The organism is Paenibacillus arenilitoris (assembly GCF_014705655.1).
Taxonomy (GTDB): domain Bacteria; phylum Bacillota; class Bacilli; order Paenibacillales; family Paenibacillaceae; genus Pristimantibacillus; species Pristimantibacillus arenilitoris.
In genome coordinates this window covers 81,062-102,077 of the sequence record NZ_JACXIY010000025.1, presented here as the reverse complement: position 1 = coordinate 102,077, position 21,016 = coordinate 81,062, and the positions used below count along the sequence as shown (strand labels likewise).

Here is a 21,016-nt window from a genome sequence, read left to right as displayed (position 1 = left end):
GATATTCTGCGATGAGAAATCGGATAAGCGAAAAGATCATCTATTGGAAGCTCATTTCGTTTTTCATCATGCTGTCGTTCATTATCGTGATCCTGCTCACCGTCGTTTTCAGAAGCATTTATATGGAAGCCGCCTACAAGGAGGCGACCAGCGATTATCGGGACAGCTTAAGCCGCATCTCGATGGGGATCCGCCAGCTTAACGAAGAAGTCGATTACCTGTTCATTTCGGTGATCTCCAATCCCGTCGTGGAAAGCTTCCTCAATCAGCCGGAATGGGACCCGTACGAGGAGTACAAGGTCAGAACCGAATTCTCGCGGTTTAAGCATATCCATTCCCGCATTCATTCGATGTACATTTACAGCGGGCAGCTTCGCTATTTCGTATCCACGCAGTCGGGAGGGGCGGACTACGAAGGCTTCCCCGACCGTGAAGTTATCCATGCGGGACAGGAGCGCAAAAACGTCATGGCGAGGGAGCTTCCGGGCGCCTCCGGAGAGGCTGCGCAAAAAGTGATTTCCTACGTGTATACGAAGTACGCGCCGGACGGCCAAACGATCGAGCACAGCATCGTCATCAACGTCCCGGACTTCTTCGCCGCGGGCATGCCCGGAGCCGGCGAAGCCTCGGACGTGCTCCTGCTGGACAAGAACGGCGAGCTGCTCGCCTCGAGCGTGCAAGGTCCGGCTGCCGGCATCCTCCGGGACAAAGCCCGCCTGGAAGAAGTTCTATCCCGAGCCGGCAGCGGGGAAGGCGCAAGCCTTCCGATTGGCGGACGAACCTATACGGTGAGCAGCATGCCGGTGGACGCTGCAGGCTGGACGCTGCTCGCCGCTTCGGACCGGAGCGAGCTGACCTCGTTCGTGCTTGAGAAGACGAATCCGATTCTGTACATCGGCTGCGCCGTTCTGTTGCTCAGCATCGTTCCGATCGCGTTCATGGCCAGAACGATCTATTCGCCCATCGATCTGTTCATCAAGCGAATGAACAAATCCGAGCTGGTGAGAAAACGAAGCGGGAACAGGCAAAGCGAGCTGGATTATATTATGGATGGGGTCGCGGACATGCTGGAGAGGATGAAGGAGCTGGCCGAGCATAACGACAAGAACAAGCGGGAGCTCAGGCATAGCTTTCTGAAGCGGCTGCTTACGGGAGCGTTCGACGATAGCTATTTGCAGGAGAAGTCGCAGCAGTATGAATTCCATGACCAAGCGGTCAACCGGAGAGTCATCCTGCTGCGGGTGGACGAATATTACAAGGTTAAGCCGGAGCACAGGCATCTCTACGTGATAACGGCCGAGCAAATCGCCAAGGATTGCCTCCAGCAGGCCGAATGTATCGATTCGGTCATGCTGGAGGACGGGAAAATAGCGCTGATCGTAGACGCGGACGCCTATCCGGATATGGACGTTTTGCGCGAGAGGCTGAAGGACATTCAGCAAAAGTCGCTGAGTGCCCTGGGGCGCAGCTTGACGATCGCGGTCGGAAGGCAGGCGGAAACGCTGCGGGAGCTGGGGCTCTCCTACGAACATGCGCTGGGACTCAGCGACTGCAGGCTGACGGCAGGGTACGGACAACTGTTGGAGCAGTCGTATGCAGACAGCCGGCAGGCTTCCCAGCTGCAGTATCCGTCCGAGATCGAGCGGACGCTGATCGACTGCATCAAGCTGGGCAAGGAAGCCGGCTTGCCGGAGGCGCTGGACCGGCTGGAGCTAGCTCTGCAGACCCAGGCCTGCTCGGACGCCCATCTCGTTCTGCTGCAGCTGGCGGTCAGCTGCATACGGACGGTCAACGGCATCATGGGAGAAAACAACGGGTCCTTCGATTTCCGGGACGATTACCGCAAGCTCGACGAGCTTGAGGTGCTGGACGATTGGAAGACGTGGTACATGGATCTGTTCGTGCGGCACCGGAGCAGAATCGAAGAGCTGAACGCCGGCAAGAACAATGCGAAGACGCTAAAGATGATTCAGGAGGCCATCGATTATATCGGCGAAAATTACGGCGACGTTAATTTGACGGTCGATGCGATCGCGGGGAAATTCGGCTATTCCGCCAATTACTTCGCCAAGCTGTTCAAGGAAACGACGGGGCAGTTCATTAACGATCATATCCGCTGCATCAAGATCGAGCGCGCCAAAAACCTGCTGAAGGAAACGAAGCTGGCGGTCAGCGAAATCGCGGAGCTTACGGGCTATTTGAACAAAAATTATTTTTTCTACGCCTTCAAGAAGGATACGGGCATGACGCCGCTGTCGTACCGGGAGCTTAACGGCTAGAAATAGCTGGAACCTGCGGCTCTTTCGCAGGTTTTTTATTGAGAGCGGCGCACAGCCGTATACACCGAAAATGAATAATCGGACTCGGCCGTTACAAATATGAGCCGACGATGAGGAGCATTCGGAGCGTTTCCGCAGCGTTCGTTGTTGCCCGGGAAGACAGGGGCTCCGTACAATGAGGGCGTCGGGAAGAAAACGCTTTATTTACACGATGGAAGGAGTTGAACGAATGCATTTACGAAAGGAGTTGGCCAAAAACCGGACGCTCTACCTGATGGCCTTGCCGGGCGTCCTGCTGTTTTTCTTATTTAATTACCTCCCGATGGCCGGCGTCATTGTCGCTTTCAAGCAATACAGCTTCTCGGGCGGCCTGTTCGGAAGTCCTTGGGCGAAGCCGCTGCTCGGCAATTTTCAATTTTTTTTCTCGTCGGACGCGTTCTGGAGAGTAACCCGCAATACGCTCGCCCTCAATTTTTCGTTTATTTTTTTCGGAACGCTGTTTGCCTTGGTACTCTCGATCCTGCTGAACGAGGTCCGGTTCCTCAAGGTGAAGAAGGCGATTCAATCCAGTATCCTGCTGCCTTATTTCATCTCCTGGATCGTCGTTGGCGTGTTCGCTTACGCCCTATTCAATTTTGATTACGGGCTGATCAACCAGGGGCTCCAGCTGCTTGGCATCGCCGCCAAAGACTGGTACAACTCGTACGAAGCCTGGCCCTTCATTATGACGTTCATCAGCATTTGGAAGACGGCGGGCTATACGAGCATTATTTTTCTGGCGGTGCTGGCCGGCATCGACGCGACGTATTACGAGGCCGCCGACATCGACGGCGCGGGCAAATGGAGCAAAATCCGGCATATTACGCTTCCCCATCTGATGCCGACCGCAACGATACTGACGCTGCTTGCCATCGGAAAAATCATGTATGCCGATTTCGGAATGTTCTACGCGATCATCGGGGAGAACTCGATTCTTTATCCGTCGGCGGACGTCATCGACACGTACGTGTACCGGACGCTGAGAAAGCTGGGAGACGTCGGCATGTCCTCGGCCGTCGGGCTGTATCAGTCCGTCATCGGCTTCGTCCTCGTGCTGGCGAGCAACAAGATCGCCCGCAAATACCAGGATGAGGGCAGCATTTTTTAGAAATATAAGCGTTTATAAGTTTCGCACTTATAAATGAAAGGAGGGGACCCCATGCGTCCGCCAACGACGGCTGAAAGAGGACTGCAGGCCGCCCTGATCGGCTTGCTGTCTCTGGCGGCTCTCGCCTGCCTGATCCCGTTCGTCCTGACCTTCATCGCCTCGTTCACGGACGAGAACGCGCTCATCGAAAGAGGGATATCGTTTGTCCCGGAGCTTCTCAGCCTGAATTCCTACAAGCTGCTGTTCTCGGACATGGCAAGAGTCGTAAACGGCTACAAAATCACCCTCGCGGTGACGGTGCTGGGCACGGCGCTCAGCCTGATGGTCAATGCCCTGCTGGCCTACCCGCTCGCGAAGAAAACGCTCAAATACCGGAACTCTCTGGCGTTCTACTGCTTTTTCACCATGCTGTTCAGCGGGGGGATCGTGCCTTGGTACATTGTTACGACCCAGTACCTCGGCCTGCGCAACCATCTGCTGGCGCTCATCATCCCTTATGCGGCCAATGCGTGGTACATGTTCCTGCTGCGCAATTATTTCAAGTCGCTGCCGGATGAAATCGGGGAGTCCGCCCAGATCGACGGAGCGGGGGAGCTCCGCATTTTTTTCGGGATCATTATGCCGCTCTCCATTCCCGCGCTGGCTTCGGTCACCCTGTTCATTTCCCTTCAATATTGGAACGACTGGTGGCTCGGCATCATGCTGAACGAGGAGAAAAGTCTCATGCCGCTGCAGCTGCTGCTGCGGGAAATCGTATCCAACGCGATATTCGCCCAGGGCGAGAACGCGACGAAAATCATCGGCAGCGAGCGCCTGCCGACGGAAGGCATCAAGTATGCGGCGACCATCATCACGATCGGACCGATTATTTTTCTGTATCCGTTCCTTCAGAAGTATTTCGTAAAGGGTTTAATGGTAGGAGCAGTCAAAGGATAGGCCTTTACCTGCTCGCAGGTTGGCATAGATGAAGAAGGGGGAATTTCAGTGAAAAAGATTCAGGCAAAGGGGTTCACGCGGTGGCTGCTCGTCGCCGCGATGCTGGTCGCCGCCCTCTCGGGCTGCAGTAACGCAGGCAATGAAGGAACGCCGCCGTCCGCGTCGGCGCCGGAACCGCCTGCGGCGTCGCCGGGCGGCGAGCCTCAGGCGCTGGAGGAAGTTACGCTCAAAATCTATTTCGTCGGCTCCGAGCCGCCGCAGGCGAAGGAGGTATGGGCAAACGTCGAGCAAATGAGCAAAAGCGAGCTGAACGCCAAGTTCGACGTTAATTTCATTCCGTGGGCGGACTATCAGGACAAGATGAAGCTGCTCGCCGCCTCCGGGGACAATTTCGATTTGTATTTCGACGCCAACTGGTTTATTTTCCCGACAATGCTCAAGAACGACGCCCTGCTGCCGCTGGACGAACTGATGGACCAGTACGCGCCTAATCTGAAAAAGTATTTGATTGACACCAACAACCTGGAATGGGCGAAGGTGAACGGGAAAATTATGGCCATTCCGACCGATAATCCGTCCACGCACCGAGCTTACGCGACGATCCGCGAGGATTTGCGCAAAAAGTACAACATTCCGGAGCAGATGTCGACGATGGAGGATTTGGAAAACTATCTCGATATCGTCACGAAGAACGAGCCCGGCATTCTGGCCCTGAACAACGTGACGCAAGGCATCAACAACTGGGACAATGCGATGAACGCGCTCGCGACCAAGTACAGCCTGGGCCGGGAATTCGGCCAAAGCAACTTCGATCTGACCTTCGACCTGAACGATCCGAAGGTGACGATCGTGCCGCTCGAAAGAACGCCGGCCTTCCTCGAGGCTTCGAAAATCCGGAGAACGTGGTACGAGAAGGGCTGGATTCCGAAAAACGCCATGAACGCGCCGCAGGAGACGGTGAACGGGATCGATTCCGGCAAATACGCCGCGGTCATCAGGGGGACGGAGGATGCGTTCCGCACCATGAACGGGCCGGGCGAGAAGAAGGGCTACATGATGTACCCGGACAGCAAATCGGCTCTGGCCGGCTCCGCGGGCAACCTTCTCGGCATTAACAAAAACGCGGCCAATCCGGAGCGGGCGATGATGTTCCTGGAGTGGATGAACGCGAGCCAGGACAACTACAACGCGGTCATGTACGGCATCAAAGACAAAACCTACGTTATTGAGCAGGTTGACGGCACCGCTACGGTAGCCTACCCGGAAGGCATGGACGCCCAGAACGGATACCTGGAATGGAACGGGCGCTGGGCGCTCTGGAGATCGCAGTGGAGGCTTCCTTCCACCTTCGATACGAACAAGGCGCTGGCCGACGGCACGAAGGCGGATGTCGAGTACCCGAACAATGTCATGCCTCTGGTCGCCGGCTTTACCTTCGACACGGAGCCCGTCAAGCTGGAATTGACCGCGCGGCAGGCGGTGTACGACGAATACGGCAAGAAGCTGCTGTTCGGCCTCGAAGCGGATGTGGAGAAGGCGGTGGACGAATATATCAAACGGATGAACGAAGCGGGAACCGACAAAATCGTGGCGGAAATGCAGAAGCAAATGGATGCGTTCCTCGCCGCGAAAGGCAAGTAACCGGGAGCCGGCGGACCCTGCGGCGCGTTAGTAGCGGCGCATGCGGTCCGCCGCTATCCCTTGTACTCCTTTGCTGGGAAACATAGTACAATGGGGGGAGGATACCGCAATCGCCCAGCGTATGGGGCGCCATTGCCCCATGACTGGAGGTGCGGCTTTGAGGCAGCTTTGGCCCAAACGGCCCTATATGCGCCTGTTTCTATTCATCGCTCTAATCTTTGCGCTGCTGGTCGCCCCTTTCTCGATCTACTTGTCCCGGCTCTTCTCGAATCATGCCTATCAGGAAATCGAACGGTTTAATCGGCACAAGCTGAGTCATACGCAGCAGAACGTCGAGTTCGTGACCGATCGGCTGAAGCACGACAGTCTGAGCATCTACCAGGACGCCTCGATTCAGAACTGGCTGCAGGCGTCCGAGGACGAAAACAGGGGACTGCTGCAAAACGACGCGCTGACCGCGCTGACCAAATATATCGCGAGCGAGCCGTTCATCGAGTCCGCCTATCTGATCAATAGGAAGACGCGCAGCGTCATCGATTACCGGACGCGCAAGCATACGTTCGACGATTTTTACGACCGCAATATTCTCCGCCGCCTGTCCGAGCACAGCGATGCGTCTCTGCATTACTTCTCCCACGAGGTTAACGGCAGGACGCATCAGGCGCTGATCGTGCCGTCATCGCGAAGCGGGGTTTCGTATAACGGTTATTTGGTTCTGCTCCTGAACCGGACCTCGCTTGAAACCTACCTGCTGCAGAGCAGCGGGGAAGAGGGCATCGAGACGGTCGTGACGGACGCGGGCGGCCGGATCATTCTCGGACTGGACACGCCTGAGCTTCAGGAGGCGCTGAGGAGCGGTCCGCAAGGAGAGAGCGGCCAGTACGAAACGAAGATAGCCGGGCGGAAGTGGTCGGTAGGCTATACCGGCGTACTCGCAGAGAACTGGACGATCTATTATTTGACCGAAATGTCCGGCATGACGAAGGAGGCCGACAGGGTACAGAGAGCCTTGCTCGGAAGCTCCCTGGTGCTTCTCCTTCTGCTGCTGACGGTGCTGTTCTGGAACACGCGCAGCGCTTACCGGAGGTTCCGGCTGCTCGAGGAGCGCGTAGTCGACTTGCGCCAATTCGTCGATAACCACAAGCAGCTCATCCGGACGGAGGCCGTCAGGCAATGGCTGCTTCAGGGCAGGCTGCTGCAAATCCATAGACGGGAGCTGGCCGCGGAAACGTCGCTGCTCGGGCATCCGTGCTACTACATCGCGATCATCCGCATCGACGATTACAAAGCCTTTTGCGACAAATACAGCTTCTTCTCCCGAAATTTGCTGAAATTCGCGATTCAAAACATCGCGGCGGAGATCGTGGGGAAAAACGGAAGAACCGTCTTCGGCGTCGATTTCGGTTCGGACCATCTTGCTTTTGTCATCGGCTGCCGGGAGCCGGAGCCGTCCGTGCTTGTCCGCGCGCTGGAGGAGACGTCGGACCAAATTTCGAATTATTTGAATATTGACGCCATTATATCGTTAAGCGGCAAGCTGCATGCCGACGACGATTTCCGAATGGCTTATAACCGCGCGCTGGAGCTTACGCTGCTGAAGTTTTTGACCGGAGAGCGAAAGGTATACGAAGAGAAGGATTTGGGCGCCTATTCCACGCTTTTGGATTTCACCGAGGAAGACGAGCTGCTGAACGCCCTGCTGGATACGATCCGCTTCGGCAGGAAGGAGCAGGTGGAGAAGCGCGCAGGGGAGCTCTTCCGGCATTTGCAGAGCCTTGCCTACGAGGAGTGCCGGTTTCAATTGAAGCTTCTACTCTACCGCTTGTACCGGGCGTTCGGGCATTTGACCTCCCTGGAGTCGAAGGAGGGCATTCAAAGCTTCGTCGACCGGTTCGGTTCCCTAGGCGAGCTGGAGGATTGGCTGATCCGGGAGGCGCATGCGATCATTCAGCAGCTGGGGCGGAATCTGAATCAGCCGGTCAGCGTCAAGGAAGAGCGTGTGAAGGAGATTTTGACCTACATTCATACGAATCTCCACAATCCGGGCCTGTCCGTGCACGATATTGCCGACCATGTTTCTTTGTCTCCGGGGTATTTGCGCCAGCTGTTCAAAGATCATCTGCAGGTTACGCTGGCCGAGTACATTCTGATGACCAGAATCAATTACGTGAAGGAGCTCATGGGGAATTCCGATTCCTCCATCACCGAGATCGCCGAGATGGCGGGCTTTTTGACCAAAAGCCACTTTTTTACGGTGTTCAAGAAAACGACCGGCATGACGCCGAGCGAATACCGCAAATATTCGAAAGCCGGGCACTCGGACATAGGCGGGGGGAATGAACGATGAAGCGGCTTGGCAGATGGCTGCTGCTCGCCTGTACGATCGCCGTCCTGCTTGCGGCGGCGGGATGCTCTCCGGATAACGCGGAGCCGGAGGCGGTCACTTTGCGCATCGTGCTGCCCGGAAGCCGACCGGAGAGGATGGATGCCGTTATCGCGGAAGCCGAGCGGCGGATGAAGGACAGTCTGAACGTGAAGCTTGACATCGAGTTCGTCGCGTGGCCGGATTTGGCGCAAAAGACGGAGCTGCTGCTGACGACGGGCGAGGAGGTCGATCTGATCTTCGACGCGCCCTGGCTGCATTTGAACCGGATGGCCGGCGCGGGCTATTACGAGCCGCTGGATGTGCTGCTGCGGCAGTTCGGCTCCGAGATCGTCCGGACGAGACCCGAAACGATGTGGGAAGCGAATCGGATCGACGGGCGGATCATGGCCATTCCCCTCGGCGCCTACCAGTCCGGCACGCCTTCGGGCAACCATGCCTATCTGGTGCGGCGGGATATTCGCGAGAAGCTGGGCATTCCGCCGATCTCGAGCTACGAGGAGCTTGTGGCGTTCGAATATGCGGTGAAGAAGAACGATCCGGACATGGTTCCGTTCTCGGCCAACACGGCGGGCGATTCGGGCGAAGCGAGCATCCGGCTCCGCTTCGATTACGATACGCATATCCGCTCCACGCACGCGCTCGGGCAGAGCGCCGTGCTTTACTACAAAAACAACGACGGCAAAGTATACAATCTGTTCGACCGGATGGAGCCGCTGTTCTGGGATTATGTCCAGCACGCGCGAAAGCTCTATCTGGACGGGATTATCGATCCGGATATAATGGCAACGAGAAGCAATTACGATTTGTTGACGGCGGGCAGGCAGGCGGTGGGCACGTCGAACGATTTCGGGGTGCCGAGCGAGCTTCAGCGGCAGCTGGAGGCTAGCGTGCCGGGGGCGCGGCTGGAGGCGGTCACGTTCTACCGGTTTACGCCGGGAAGCAACGTGTCCAACTACGTGCAGGGCAATTTCATTGCCGTTCCGGCTTCCAGCCTCAAGAAGGAGAAGGCGGTCGCGTTTCTGGACTGGGCGAACAGGAAAGAAAATTACGATCTGCTGGCTTACGGAATCGAAGGCGAGGATTGGGAGGACGCGGGGGAGGGGCTATACAGGCCGCTCGGTACCGGCTATTCCTGGTTTCCTTATGCGTGGATCTGGAATCCCGCCCACGACCGGCTGAACGCCTCGCAGGACGCGGACGCGATTCGCGCGAACCGGTTCATTAAGGACGGCGGCAATTTCAGGCGAGACCGGCTGACCGGCTTTTCCTTCGACGGCAGACCGGTTGCAAGCGAGCTGCTTCAATATCAAAGGCTGGAAAACCGCTATTACAGCGTGCTGGTCAACGGGGCGGCGGAGCCGGAGCGGCTGTGGGATGCCTTCAAGAGCGAGGCCGGGGCGTACGTCAAACGGATTCAAACCGAACTGCAGCGCCAAATCGACGAATTTCTGTCGAGCCTGCCCGCCGGACCGCCGAACGATAACGACGGGAGTGGTTACGATGAAGGAAGCTTTGACTATAGGCAACGACGTTTACCGGATTGACATCAAGGGGCAAAAGGACGCGCTGTGGACGTACCGGCTGGAACCGTCCGGGGAATCGTATTCCGTCCGGCCGCCCGCTTTCGAGCTCGGCGGCAAGGTGCACGAGGCGGAGCTTGCGTGCATTCGCGAGGCCGGGCAGCCGGCGCGGCTGACCGGCGGCGGGACGGAGCGCCGCTTCCGCGGCGAATTCCTCGGGGATGAAGGGCTCGTGCTCGAGATGATCTTCCGGACCTGGGACGGTAGTCCCGTCGTTCGTTTTGCCTATCAATTATATGCGCGCGGAGAAGAACGGTTTTTGACGAAAAACGGAGGAACGGACCATGTTGAATATGCGCGCCTGGAGCTGGAAGGATACGAGCGGCTGCTGGAGGTGCGATTGTCGGATTTCAACGAGCTCGCGCATCAATACCGGCTGACGGAAAACCCGGTAACCGACCGGCAGCTGGATCATGAAGCGGTATTCGCCGGACCTTTGGCCGTCGCTTCCAATGACCGCTATGCCATGCTGCTGGCGTACGAGCACGGCTCGCCGTCGACCGACCTCTACATCGGGTTTCAGGCGCATCGCGCGCGGTCGCTTGCTTTGGCGATGAAGGCGATCAAGGGGAATTACTGCCATATGGAGCGGGTGGACGCGGACCGCGGCTATCGTACCGTATGGATGCAGCTCGGCGCCGTGCAAGGGGACGCGTCCTCTCTGGCCGAGGCTTACCGGACGTTCGTGCTGCGCCATATGAGCGAGCATTCGGCTTCCCGGACTCCTTATATTTTTTATAACACCTGGAATTTTCAGGAGAGGAACCGGTATTGGAACAAGAAACGGTATCTCGATTCGATGAACCTGATCCATATTTTGAACGAAATCGACGCCGCCCACCGGCTCGGCATCGACGTATTCGTCATCGATACCGGATGGTTCGTGAAAACGGGCGACTGGTCCGTCTCTCCCGAGCGGTTCCCGGACGGCCTGTCCCGCATCAAGGAAAAGCTCGACGGGTACGGCATGAAGCTGGGTCTATGGTTTGACCCGAAGGCCGTCGCGCTGACCAGCGAAGCCTACAAGGCGTATGAGTCCTGCATCGTATCCTGGAACGGCGTGCGGGAGGAGCCGCATGCCATATGGGAAACGGAAGCGAGCGTAAGGATGTGTCTTGTCAGCCCGTACGGCGAGGCGTTCGCCGACAAGCTCATCGAGCTCGCCAAACGTCTCGGCGTCGTCTATTTCAAGTGGGACGCGATCAGCCAATACGGCTGCAACGACCCTCGTCACGATCATGGAGGAGAGCATGCGACGCCCGAAGAGAGAGGCGAACGCTTTTCTTTTCTGCTCAGCTTGAAGCTTGTCGAGATCGCGCGGAAGGTCGCCGCCGCGATTCCGGAGGCGATCGTCGATTTCGACGTGACGGAGGACTACCGGTGCGTCGGCTTGTCTTTCCTGGAGGCGGGAAAATATTTTCTGATCAATAACGGCCCGTATTTTCCGAATTTCGACATTCCCGCGGACGGTTCGGACGAATTTTACAATTATAATGTTTTTTTTCATCCGGGGCCCGCGCGCAGCATGCTGTGCCGTTCCGCGTACGCTTATGACAGGTGGCTTCCTTCGATTTTGTTTCTTACGCACTATTTTCCCGACGACCCCGCATCCAATCAGAACATCAGCATAGCCTCCCTGATCCTCGGCCATAACGGCATATGGGGCGATTTGCTGCGGGTATCGGAGGAAGGGGCGGACCGGATCCGGAACCTGCTTACGCTCTACAAGCAAGTGCGGGACGACATCACGGCCAGCTATCCGGTAACCCGGGGCGAAGCCGGGAGCAATCCCGAGATTTACGAGAAAATAAACGCGGCCAGCGGCCGCGGAGCGGTGGTGCTGTTCGCCAATTCGTTCGGCATGCCGTTCGACCGGCCCCGCCCGGTCCGGCATACGTATGTTACGGCCCGCCAGGCGGATGCGAGAGTGTGGCATACGGACAATGCCAAGGTCGTCTTCGACGGCAGCGGCCGCGCCGTCATCGAAGCTCGCTTCGAACGGGCGGACGCGGCGATCGTCTTTTTCGGCGTGAGCGAGAAGTAGAATAGAAAGATAGGCACGACCCGCCCGCGAGAAAGCCGCGGGCGGTTTTTTTTGCGGCGCGATCTATCGATTTGCATCATGAGATGGAAGCATGGGGAAGCTAGCCCGATGAGCTTATGCTCGAAGCCCGATCTTCCCGGAGATTTCGTTAACGGAAATTTAAAACGAAACACTTGAAATCGAAAGCGAAAATGAGTATGATAAAAATGGTTGTTAGCACTTCAAGCTTACGAGTGCTAACAAAAAAGAAGCGACAAATTTAGAAGGAGGCTATTTTCAATGATCAAACCTTTGGGTGAACGCGTATTGATCGAACCAATCGCGAAAGAAGAAACGACTGCTAGCGGTATCGTGTTGCCGGACACGGCGAAAGAAAAGCCGCAAGAAGGTAAAGTAATCGCAGTTGGCAGCGGTACGCTGAAAGATGGCGTTCGTGTTGCTTTGGAAGTAAAAGAAGGAGACCGCGTTCTGTTCTCCAAATACGCAGGCACTGAAATCAAATACGAAGGCAAAGAGTATTTGATCATGAAAGAAAGCGACATTCACGCGATTTTTGGATAAGCCGCCCCTCATAGGGTCACATAGAAGACGGACGAGTACTTACTATAATTTTCGGGAGGTTACTGATCATGGCTAAAGAAATTAAATTTAGCGAAGACGCGCGCCGCGCGATGCTTCGCGGGGTTGACGCGCTTGCGAACGCGGTTAAAGTAACGCTTGGTCCTAAGGGCCGCAACGTCGTATTGGAGAAAAAATTCGGAAGCCCGCTCATCACGAACGACGGCGTATCCATCGCGAAAGAAATCGAGCTCGAGGACGCTTTTGAAAACATGGGCGCCCAGCTCGTGAAAGAAGTCGCGACCAAAACGAACGACGTAGCGGGCGACGGCACGACGACGGCAACCGTGCTGGCTCAAGCGATGATTCGCGAAGGCTTGAAAAACGTGACCGCCGGCGCTAACCCGATGGTTATCCGCAAAGGCATCGAGAAAGCCGTTAAAGCTGCGGTTGAAGAGCTGAAAGTGATCTCGAAGCCAATCGAAGGCAAGCAATCGATCGCACAAGTCGCATCGATCTCTTCCGCTGACGAAGAAGTCGGCCAACTGATCGCGGAAGCGATGGAGAAAGTCGGCAACGACGGCGTTATCACGGTAGAGGAGTCGAAAGGCTTCGTAACGGAGCTTGAAGTGGTAGAAGGCATGCAGTTCGACCGCGGCTACGTTTCGCCGTACATGATCACGGATACGGACAAAATGGAAGCGGTGCTCGACAACCCTTACATTTTGATCACGGACAAAAAAGTAACGAACATTCAAGAGATCCTTCCGGTTCTGGAGAAAGTCGTTCAATCCGGCAAGCAGCTTCTGATCATCGCGGAAGACGTGGAAGGCGAAGCGCAAGCGACGCTGATCGTGAACAAGCTTCGCGGCACGTTCACTTGCGTAGCGGTTAAAGCGCCTGGCTTCGGCGACCGCCGCAAAGCGATGCTGCAAGATATCGCTGCTCTTACCGGCGGCCAAGTCATTACGGAAGAACTAGGTCTCGAACTGAAATCGACTACGGTTGAACAGCTCGGATCCGCTCGCCAAGTGCGCATTACGAAAGAAAACACGATCATCGTTGACGGCAGCGGCAACTCTGCTGACATCGTTGCACGCGTTAACCAAATTAAAGCGCAGCTGGAAGACACGACTTCCGATTTCGACCGCGAGAAGCTGCAAGAGCGTCTGGCCAAATTGGCCGGCGGCGTAGCGGTTATCAAAGTCGGCGCGGCTACCGAAACGGAATTGAAAGAGCGCAAGCTCCGCATCGAGGATGCTCTGAACTCCACTCGCGCAGCGGTTGAAGAAGGCATCGTATCGGGCGGCGGTACGGCCCTCATTAACGTATACAACGCAGTCGCTGCCGTTCAAGCGGAAGGCGACGAGCAAACGGGCGTCAACATCGTGCTTCGCTCCCTCGAAGAGCCGATCCGCACGATCGCGGCCAACGCGGGCCAAGAAGGCTCCGTTATCGTTGAGCGCCTGAAAAACGAGAACATCGGCGTAGGCTACAACGCGGCTACCGGCGCATGGGTGAACATGTTCGAAGCGGGTATCGTCGACCCTGCCAAAGTAACGCGTTCCGCGCTGCAAAACGCGGCTTCCGTTGCGGCGATGTTCCTGACGACCGAAGCGGTTGTTGCCGACAAGCCTGAGCCGAAAGGCGCAGCTGGCGCTGGCATGCCTGACATGGGCGGCATGGGCGGAATGGGCGGCATGATGTAATATAGGGGCTGATCCCTTGCGCAGCAAGGGATTCTCTTCTCGGTAATATGGATTGCCCACATCGATTAAAATGAAGACACCTTGGAGTGATGGAAATCGCTTCAAGGTGTCTTCTGTTTTTTTCTAATAAGGTAAACGGAGTGGTCTACGGCGTATATCTATGCGTTAGGCTTTGATCTCGTACCCCAAATCCAGAATGGCATCCTTTACAGCTTCCAATGAGACCACACTTTCATCGTAGTCGACATTCACCAATTTATGCTTTAACTGAACTTTTCCGGACGCTCCGATTTCGTGCAACGCTTTTTCAACGGAACGGGCACAGTTTTCACAAGCCATCCCGCTCACATGAAGGATTGCTTGCTGCCTGTTTTCCCTGCCTGAAGGGGTGGCGTTTCCTTGCTTACGCGCTCCTATTTTTCGAATCGCTCTCGACATACTGTTCATGAGCACGTCCGTTCCTTCCATTAGTTGTCCATGGATCTCCGTGTGGGGCACGCCGAATTCTGTTCTCTTGCTAGACTCCCAACCGGACCAAATAAACGTCAACTCCGTTCGCTGGCTCAAATCCTTTAGCTCAAACGTCCAGCTCCAATCCTGACCGACCTTGTACACCAGACGAGTCTGCGGTTCAACCCGCGTAACCTTGCAATCGGTCTTGCCCTGCGGCTTATGCATATCCATATAAAAAATGTGACCTTCTACAGGTGCAAAATCATTATCCACAAACCATAAGGCGATTCCTTCCGAGGTGGAAATGCTCTTCCACACCTTATCAATCGGTTCCTCAAGCACACGTACCTTTCGAATATCCGGCAGCGTATTTCGCATTTCCATCACTTCACTCCTCGATTTTGGACTGTGCATTTCACGACAATACTGTTGATTAACGTATATGCCTGTATATTATAATAGGGTTAGCATGAATGCAACGATCAAAAATTCAAAACCTTGTTGCTTAATCCACACCTTTTATAAAGAATGTTCAGGAACACAAAAATTTTTTCGAAAGGGTTTTAACAAGTGGATACAAAAATGGACCGTCGAAAAGCTAAAACGAGGAAAGCTTTACGAAAAGCATTGGTTGAGGTCATAGAAGAAAAGGGAATCGAGCATGTTTCCGTCAGCGATCTGACGCAAAAGGCCGATATGAACCGAGGCACCTTCTACTTGCACTATTCCAATGCGAGCGAAATGCTTAACGAGGTAAGAACGGAGGTTTGGGAAGGACTGGTGCAAAAAATGGCGGCACTCGACCCGCATGAGTACGTGTTTTATGCCGCCAGAAACGAACCGGATCCAAACATGGTTCGCGTCATCGAGTACTATGCCGCTAATGCCGATTTTTTTCGGGTCATTCTTGGTCCCAAAGGCGACCCGGCGTTTGCGGTTCGAATTAAGGAATTTTTGAAAAGGAATCACATTGCCAAAATGGTTGAGTCGCAACCGAATTTGGCGCAAACGGTTATTCCAAAGGACTTTATGATCGCGTATTTTGCCGCTTCCAATCTGAGCATCATTCAACACTGGCTACAGTCTGGCATGCAGCAATCCGCCTGCACGATCGCGCTGATGATTACTCATATCGTTGGCAGCGCAGCGAAGCATTTGTTCGGACTCGGACCCGGGATGGGTGGGGACTGTTCCTAACCCTTGTCATCGAAGGGGTCTTGACAATCTTTTGCTTCAATGAATATACAAAGGGATGAATGCAAGCCGGGCACGGGATGCGCGAATTTATGTTATAATGACGTCTGCAAGATAGAACGGAATTAAGGCGGTCGGCTGGAGATGAACAAAACGTTCGGCATATTGGCGCATGTGGATGCCGGGAAAACGACGTTTACCGAGCAGCTTCTCTATCATGCGGGCAGCATCAAGAAGCGTGGACGGGTCGATCATCGGGACGCGTTCATGGACAGTCACGAGATCGAACGGCAGCGCGGGATTACGATATTTGCCGATCAGGCGGCATTCGGCTATCGCGGGGCGGCTTATTTCGTCATCGACACGCCCGGGCATGCGGATTTCTCGCCGGAGATGGAGCGGGCCATCCAAGCGATGGACTTCGCCGTCATCGTCGTCAGCGCCGTTGAAGGCGTCGAGGCGCACACGGAAACGGTATGGCAGCTGCTCCGCAAAAATCGGGTGCCCGTATTTTTCTTCATGAACAAGACGGACCGCGAAGGGGCGGATCCGGTGCGGGTCATGGAGGAGCTTCGCCGTAATCTGACGCCGGACTTGTTCGATATGACGGACGCGTTCGACGGGCGGACGATGTCGGACGAGCTCGCCGAATGGCTGGCGGAGCGGGACGAGGAGCTGCTGGAGCAGTACGCGGAGAAAGGCTTCGACGCGCAGCGCTGGCTGGTATGCTTGCGCGCAATGATTCGTTCGGGACGGTCGTATCCTTGCTTCCGAGGCTCGGCGCTGCAGGATATCGGCGTCCGATCGTTTCTGGAGATGTTCCACGTCTTGACGGAAACGAATTACGATGCGTCGGCCGAGCTCGACGGACGCGTCTATAAAATCCGGTACGACGACTCGGGAACGAGAGTGACGTTCGTCAAGCTGCTGGCCGGGCGAATGCATGTAAGGGACGAGGTGCGTTACGGCGAGGGCTTGTCGGACAAAGCGACGCAGCTCAGGAGGTATAACGGCAGCGGCTACGAGCAGGTGCAGCAGGCCGTTGCCGGAGAACTGGTGGCGATTATCGGCTTAGAGGAAGCGCAAACGGGCGACGGCATCGGCGTCCGGAGGGAGAAGGCGCGTTACGAGACGGCTCCCGCTCTTCGTTCGAGCGTCGGGTTGGAGCCCCATGTGCATAGCAAGGAAGCGCTCGCCGTCTTTCGGATGCTGGAGGCGGAGGACCCGGCCTTGAACGTCGCATGGGTGGAGAGACTGCAGCAGATCCAGCTGCATGTGATGGGCGCCATCCAGCTGGAGGTGCTGGAGCATGTGCTTCAAGAACGTTTCAAGCTGCGGGTGCGGTTCGGCCAGCCCGAGATTTTGTATAAGGAAACCGTCGAGTCGGCGGTGCGGGGCTATGGGCATTTCGAGCCGCTGCGCCATTACGCGGAGGTCCATCTCCTCATCGAACCGGCGCTGCGGGATAGCGGGGTTTCGTACGAGAGCGCGTGTCATGTCGAGGAGCTGCCGGCCGGCCTGCAAAACGCGGTCGGGCAATTTTTGCTGGAGCGGGAGCATCATGGACTGCTGACGGGATCTCCGCTGACGGATATCCGTCTTACGCTGCTGACGGGCAGTGGGCATCAGAAGCATACGCACGGCGGCGATTTTCGCGAGGCCGCTTTCCGGGCTCTTCGGCAAGGGCTGGAAAAAGCGGAGAACGTCCTGTTGGAGCCGTATTATCAGTTCAAAATAACGGTCGATCTGGACCATATCGGACGCGTATTGACGGATATTCAGAAAGCGCACGGCAGCTTCGAGCCTCCCGTGACGGAAGGGAACAAGGCAACCGTCACCGGCAAATCGCCGGTCGCGACGTTCATGGATTACGGCGCGGCACTGGCCTCCTTCACGCAGGGGAGAGGCCGAATCGGCCTGAGCGTGGCGGGATACGACCGGTGCCATAACGAGCAAGAGGCAATCGAACGTATCGGTTACGACAAGGACGCCGATCCCGAATATACGTCCTCGTCGATCTTTTGCGCGAAGGGTGCGGGTTATTCCGTCAGATGGGACGAGGCGGAGCCGATGATGCACGTCCCGCGGAAGCCGTAGCGGGAGATTGGACAAAGTACAGGAGCTTATCGGGAGGGGATAAACATGTGGGAGCCTATTAAACAGTGGAAAGAGCAGTCGGATAAATCCTACCGGATATGCGCATTCGGTTCCAGCAATACCGAGTTATCGCTCGCCAACGACGGAAAACATAATTGGGTCGACTGGCTGTACATCAATTTGAGAAAAGAGATTGGCAATCATGTTACGGTAACGAACTTGGGAATCGGCGGAGAAACGACCATCCAGCTGCTCGATCGCATGGAACGGGACGTTAAGCCTTTGCGGCCGTCGCTTGTCATTGTTACCATCGGGGGCAACGATGCCTCCATCGAAATACCGACAGCGTTATATGCCGAGCGGCTTAAAAAGATTTGTTCCCTTATTCGCTCCTACCAAGCGATCCCGGTGCTGCAAACCTATTATTGTCCCGTTTATTCGAATGCCATGCCCGGCTTCCGGGAGCGATTCGAGGCGAATATGCAGGCAAACCGAGAGTTGGCTGCGGAAATGGGCTTGAAGCTCGTCGACCAATATTCTTTTTTCGAGCCTTATTACCGCATGTATCCGAACGATTACGAGAAGCTCATGCGCGATTGGCTGCATGTCAACCACTTGGGCAATCTGGCCATGGCACAATATATATCCCGCAGCTTCGGGCTTTCCGAGCTTCCCGTCCCCGATGAATGGGAGAGTCCGTTTGTTCCGATTTACGAGAAAATGATCCAAATTGCGAATCGGCGGGTTTAGCGCATAAAATACCTTCGCTGTGCAGCCTGCCTCGAAAAGAAATAGACCGCCCTCATGTCGAGGAACGCGGTCTATTTCGATTTCTGTCGTTCTCCTATCCGCTATGAACACCCGTTGCTTTATTTGCCGCTCTAGATCCGTCGCGCTTGCGAAGTCCTATCGCGGTAATGGCGGCGCCTAGAACGGCTGCCGCAACCGGCACGAGCAGGGCGGTACGATATCCTTCCAATGCCGCCTGCGGCGATTCGTCGCTTCCGGTGGCGATGATGCTGACGGCCGTCACCGCCGAGAGGCCGAGCGCCGCGCCGAACTGAATCGACGTACTCACCAGACCGCTCGCAAGTCCTTGTTCTTCCTCCGCGATGCCATCCGTGGCGGCAATGGTGAGCGGCCCGTAGGTCAGCGCAAAAGCGATGCCGGTAAGGATCATGGTCGGAAACATAGCCGCGTAGCTCCAATCGAGACTTACCGGAAGGAACAACGCATAGGCTACCGCGGCGAGAGCCAAGCCGCCGAGTATGACGCGCACGTTGCCGAACCGGCTAACCAGCCGGGGAGTTAGCGTCGGCGCGAGGATGGCGTCGACGCCGACCGCCAAGAGCGCCAGGCCGGTCTCGAACGCGGACCAGCCGCGCAGCTCCTGCAGGTACAGGACGGCGATGAACTGGAAGCCGAAGAAGGAGCCGGCTAACAATACCGCTCCGAGATTGGCGCGCACGAGCGCGCCGGAACGGAGAAGGCCGAGTCTCATTAGCGGCGCTGCAGAGCGCCTTTCGATGGCGACGAATGCCGCCAAGAACGCGAGACCTAAGGCAAGCGTGCCGACGGTAACTTCCCATGCCGCGTCGGGAGCATTGACCACGGCCGAAACGAGAAGCAGCATCGCGCCCGTCACGCTGATCGCTCCGCCGAAATCGAAGCCGTGCATTGATCGCTCCGGACGTGCCGTTCGCGGGATGAGCGCGTAGGCGGAGACGAGAATGACGGCGGCCAGAATAACCGGAGCAAAGAAAACCCATCGCCAATCAACGGACGTCAGCAAGCCTCCGACGACGAGGCCAAGCGAGAAGCCTGCAGCGGCCGTTCCCGCGTAGACCAAAAGCGCCTTGTTGCGCTGCGGTCCTTCCGGAAAGCTGGTCGTAATGATGGAAAGGCCGGCCGGCGTCATGAACGCGGCGGCCACCCCCGTAACGAAACGCGCGATAATGAGCATCCACCCCTCGGTGGCGAATCCGCCCAGTCCGGAGAAGACGAGGAACACGAAGAGCCAGGCGAGAAACATGCGTCGTCTGCCAAGCAGATCCGCGGCCCGCCCTCCCAGCAGCATGAAGCCGCCGTAACCGAGGACGTAGGCGCTCACAACCCAGCTAAGCGCGCCGGTGGACATCCCGAGCTCGGTACGGATTGAAGGCAGCGTCACGTTAATCATCGATACGTCGATGCCTTCAAGGAAAATCGCTCCGCATAATACGAGCAGCAATCCCCAGGATACTTTGCCGCTCTTTGCTTGAGGAGTGAAGGATTCTTTATTATTCATGAGCCGCGTCTCCTTTTATTTCGGCATAATGCAGACCAAGCCGATAGGCTTGCGACAACAGCCGTTCATGATGTCCCGGGGTCGTTTCGAAGGTGTCGTACATCACTTCGACCCTGGAGTTCGGAATGCCGGCGTAGCCCGCCATGCCCACATTGAGCTGCCGCTCGATCATCCCGTCATAGTTTCTTTTCCGGAAGTGATCCCGCGAGGCGCCCGCGAGTCCCAGCCAAAGCACCTGCCGATGATGAAGCTTGGAGGAGCCGTAAGCAAATCCGTTATTCCAAACGCGGTCGATATACCCTTTCAGCATGGCCGGCATGCTGTACCACCAGATCGGGAAAATGTAGGCTAACGCATCGTGCTTCCTCATCCGTTCCATTTCCGCTTCGACTTCGGGGGAATAGATTTTTCGCTTTCCCGAAAAATCCGGCTCATCTGCTTCCCAAAGTACCGGATCGAATCCGCTGCGGTGCAAATCCAACAGCTCGGTCTCGTGTCCCGCGTCGCGAAGCCCCTGCATGAAACGGTCGGCAATGGCAAAGGTAAAGGAGTTCGTTCTCGGATGAGAGACGACGGTCAAAACGTTCATATAAGAAATCCCTGCTTTCTTGTCAAGATTCAGCAAAGTGTCAATAGAATGGTCCGCGGATCCTGCAACACCTATGCTGGTGTAAGGCGATTATGTAGCATATAATGGGAAAAGGG

15 protein-coding genes are annotated in these 21,016 nt (G+C 56.1%); 12 read left to right on the top strand and 3 right to left on the bottom strand.

Annotation, left to right across the window (positions count from 1 at the left end):
• Window positions 1–11: 11 nt before the first annotated feature.
• The 9 genes from IDH41_RS20585 to groL all read left to right on the top strand — a co-directional run bounded on the left by IDH41_RS20585 (window position 12) and on the right by groL (window position 14,280).
• A complete protein-coding gene (locus IDH41_RS20585) occupies window positions 12–2,279 on the top strand; it encodes an AraC family transcriptional regulator (RefSeq protein WP_190864370.1) in 2,268 nt (755 codons plus the stop codon).
• Window positions 2,280–2,508: 229 nt separating this feature from the next.
• Window positions 2,509–3,426 (top strand): ABC transporter permease, encoded by a 918-nt coding sequence (locus tag IDH41_RS20580; protein WP_190864368.1) that lies wholly within the window; start codon window positions 2,509–2,511, stop codon window positions 3,424–3,426.
• A 51-nt stretch (window positions 3,427–3,477) separates the two neighbouring features.
• Window positions 3,478–4,362, top strand: a complete 885-nt coding sequence (locus tag IDH41_RS20575) for a carbohydrate ABC transporter permease (RefSeq protein ID WP_190864366.1) — start codon at window positions 3,478–3,480, stop codon at window positions 4,360–4,362.
• A gap of 48 nt (window positions 4,363–4,410) precedes the next feature.
• Window positions 4,411–6,003, top strand: a complete 1,593-nt coding sequence (locus IDH41_RS20570; protein ID WP_190864364.1) for an extracellular solute-binding protein — start codon at window positions 4,411–4,413, stop codon at window positions 6,001–6,003.
• Window positions 6,004–6,160: 157 nt separating this feature from the next.
• On the top strand, window positions 6,161–8,350 hold the full coding sequence (locus IDH41_RS20565) for an AraC family transcriptional regulator (protein ID WP_190864363.1): 2,190 nt from the start codon (window positions 6,161–6,163) through the stop codon (window positions 8,348–8,350).
• The gene (locus IDH41_RS20560; RefSeq protein ID WP_190864361.1) at window positions 8,347–9,933 is read left to right on the top strand and encodes an extracellular solute-binding protein; all 1,587 of its coding nucleotides are present in this window, start codon (window positions 8,347–8,349) and stop codon (window positions 9,931–9,933) included. Before IDH41_RS20565 ends, IDH41_RS20560 begins: the two co-directional genes overlap by 4 nt.
• The gene (locus IDH41_RS20555; protein ID WP_190864359.1) at window positions 9,890–12,013 is read left to right on the top strand and encodes an alpha-galactosidase; all 2,124 of its coding nucleotides are present in this window, start codon (window positions 9,890–9,892) and stop codon (window positions 12,011–12,013) included. The genes IDH41_RS20560 and IDH41_RS20555 overlap by 44 nt, the downstream gene beginning before the upstream one ends.
• 279 nt (window positions 12,014–12,292) lie before the next feature.
• A complete protein-coding gene (gene groES, locus IDH41_RS20550; protein ID WP_190864357.1) occupies window positions 12,293–12,574 on the top strand; it encodes a co-chaperone GroES in 282 nt (93 codons plus the stop codon).
• 68 nt (window positions 12,575–12,642) lie between these two features.
• Window positions 12,643–14,280 carry a chaperonin GroEL gene (gene groL, locus IDH41_RS20545; RefSeq protein WP_190864356.1) on the top strand — a complete coding sequence of 546 codons (1,638 nt, stop codon included), beginning with the start codon at window positions 12,643–12,645 and terminating at the stop codon, window positions 14,278–14,280.
• Between the two features lie 165 nt (window positions 14,281–14,445).
• Here groL and IDH41_RS20540 read toward each other — a convergent pair whose 3' ends face one another.
• Window positions 14,446–15,117 (bottom strand): cation transporter, encoded by a 672-nt coding sequence (locus tag IDH41_RS20540; protein WP_190864354.1) that lies wholly within the window; start codon window positions 15,115–15,117, stop codon window positions 14,446–14,448.
• Window positions 15,118–15,303: 186 nt separating this feature from the next.
• Here IDH41_RS20540 and IDH41_RS20535 point away from each other — a divergent pair, with 186 nt between their 5' ends.
• From IDH41_RS20535 to IDH41_RS20525, 3 genes are all read left to right on the top strand, one after another.
• Window positions 15,304–15,930 (top strand): TetR/AcrR family transcriptional regulator, encoded by a 627-nt coding sequence (locus IDH41_RS20535; protein WP_190864352.1) that lies wholly within the window; start codon window positions 15,304–15,306, stop codon window positions 15,928–15,930.
• A 141-nt stretch (window positions 15,931–16,071) separates the two neighbouring features.
• On the top strand, window positions 16,072–18,024 hold the full coding sequence (locus tag IDH41_RS20530) for a GTP-binding protein (RefSeq protein ID WP_190864351.1): 1,953 nt from the start codon (window positions 16,072–16,074) through the stop codon (window positions 18,022–18,024).
• A 45-nt stretch (window positions 18,025–18,069) separates the two neighbouring features.
• The gene (locus IDH41_RS20525; protein WP_190864349.1) at window positions 18,070–18,774 is read left to right on the top strand and encodes an SGNH/GDSL hydrolase family protein; all 705 of its coding nucleotides are present in this window, start codon (window positions 18,070–18,072) and stop codon (window positions 18,772–18,774) included.
• 94 nt (window positions 18,775–18,868) lie between these two features.
• Here the strand turns inward: IDH41_RS20525 and IDH41_RS20520 are convergent, their stop codons facing one another.
• Window positions 18,869–20,311 carry an MFS transporter gene (locus IDH41_RS20520; protein ID WP_190864347.1) on the bottom strand — a complete coding sequence of 481 codons (1,443 nt, stop codon included), beginning with the start codon at window positions 20,309–20,311 and terminating at the stop codon, window positions 18,869–18,871.
• The gene (locus IDH41_RS20515; RefSeq protein ID WP_190864346.1) at window positions 20,304–20,900 is read right to left on the bottom strand and encodes an NAD(P)H oxidoreductase; all 597 of its coding nucleotides are present in this window, start codon (window positions 20,898–20,900) and stop codon (window positions 20,304–20,306) included. The genes IDH41_RS20520 and IDH41_RS20515 overlap by 8 nt, the downstream gene beginning before the upstream one ends.
• Between the last annotated feature and the right edge of the window lie 116 nt (window positions 20,901–21,016).

What these genes read in the sequence shown, in the direction of transcription:
- IDH41_RS20560 (WP_190864361.1), top strand. Translation starts at nt 8,347, where the DNA reads ATGAAGCGGCTTGGCAGATGGCTGCTGCTCGCCTGTACGATCGCCGTC.
- groES (WP_190864357.1), top strand. Translation starts at nt 12,293, where the DNA reads ATGATCAAACCTTTGGGTGAACGCGTATTGATCGAACCAATCGCGAAA.
- groL (WP_190864356.1), top strand. Translation starts at nt 12,643, where the DNA reads ATGGCTAAAGAAATTAAATTTAGCGAAGACGCGCGCCGCGCGATGCTT.
- IDH41_RS20540 (WP_190864354.1), bottom strand. Translation starts at nt 15,117, where the DNA reads ATGGAAATGCGAAATACGCTGCCGGATATTCGAAAGGTACGTGTGCTT.
- IDH41_RS20555 (WP_190864359.1), top strand. Translation starts at nt 9,890, where the DNA reads ATGAAGGAAGCTTTGACTATAGGCAACGACGTTTACCGGATTGACATC.
- IDH41_RS20515 (WP_190864346.1), bottom strand. Translation starts at nt 20,900, where the DNA reads ATGAACGTTTTGACCGTCGTCTCTCATCCGAGAACGAACTCCTTTACC.
- IDH41_RS20575 (WP_190864366.1), top strand. Translation starts at nt 3,478, where the DNA reads ATGCGTCCGCCAACGACGGCTGAAAGAGGACTGCAGGCCGCCCTGATC.
- IDH41_RS20585 (WP_190864370.1), top strand. Translation starts at nt 12, where the DNA reads ATGAGAAATCGGATAAGCGAAAAGATCATCTATTGGAAGCTCATTTCG.
- IDH41_RS20520 (WP_190864347.1), bottom strand. Translation starts at nt 20,311, where the DNA reads ATGAATAATAAAGAATCCTTCACTCCTCAAGCAAAGAGCGGCAAAGTA.
- IDH41_RS20530 (WP_190864351.1), top strand. Translation starts at nt 16,072, where the DNA reads ATGAACAAAACGTTCGGCATATTGGCGCATGTGGATGCCGGGAAAACG.
- IDH41_RS20525 (WP_190864349.1), top strand. Translation starts at nt 18,070, where the DNA reads ATGTGGGAGCCTATTAAACAGTGGAAAGAGCAGTCGGATAAATCCTAC.
- IDH41_RS20580 (WP_190864368.1), top strand. Translation starts at nt 2,509, where the DNA reads ATGCATTTACGAAAGGAGTTGGCCAAAAACCGGACGCTCTACCTGATG.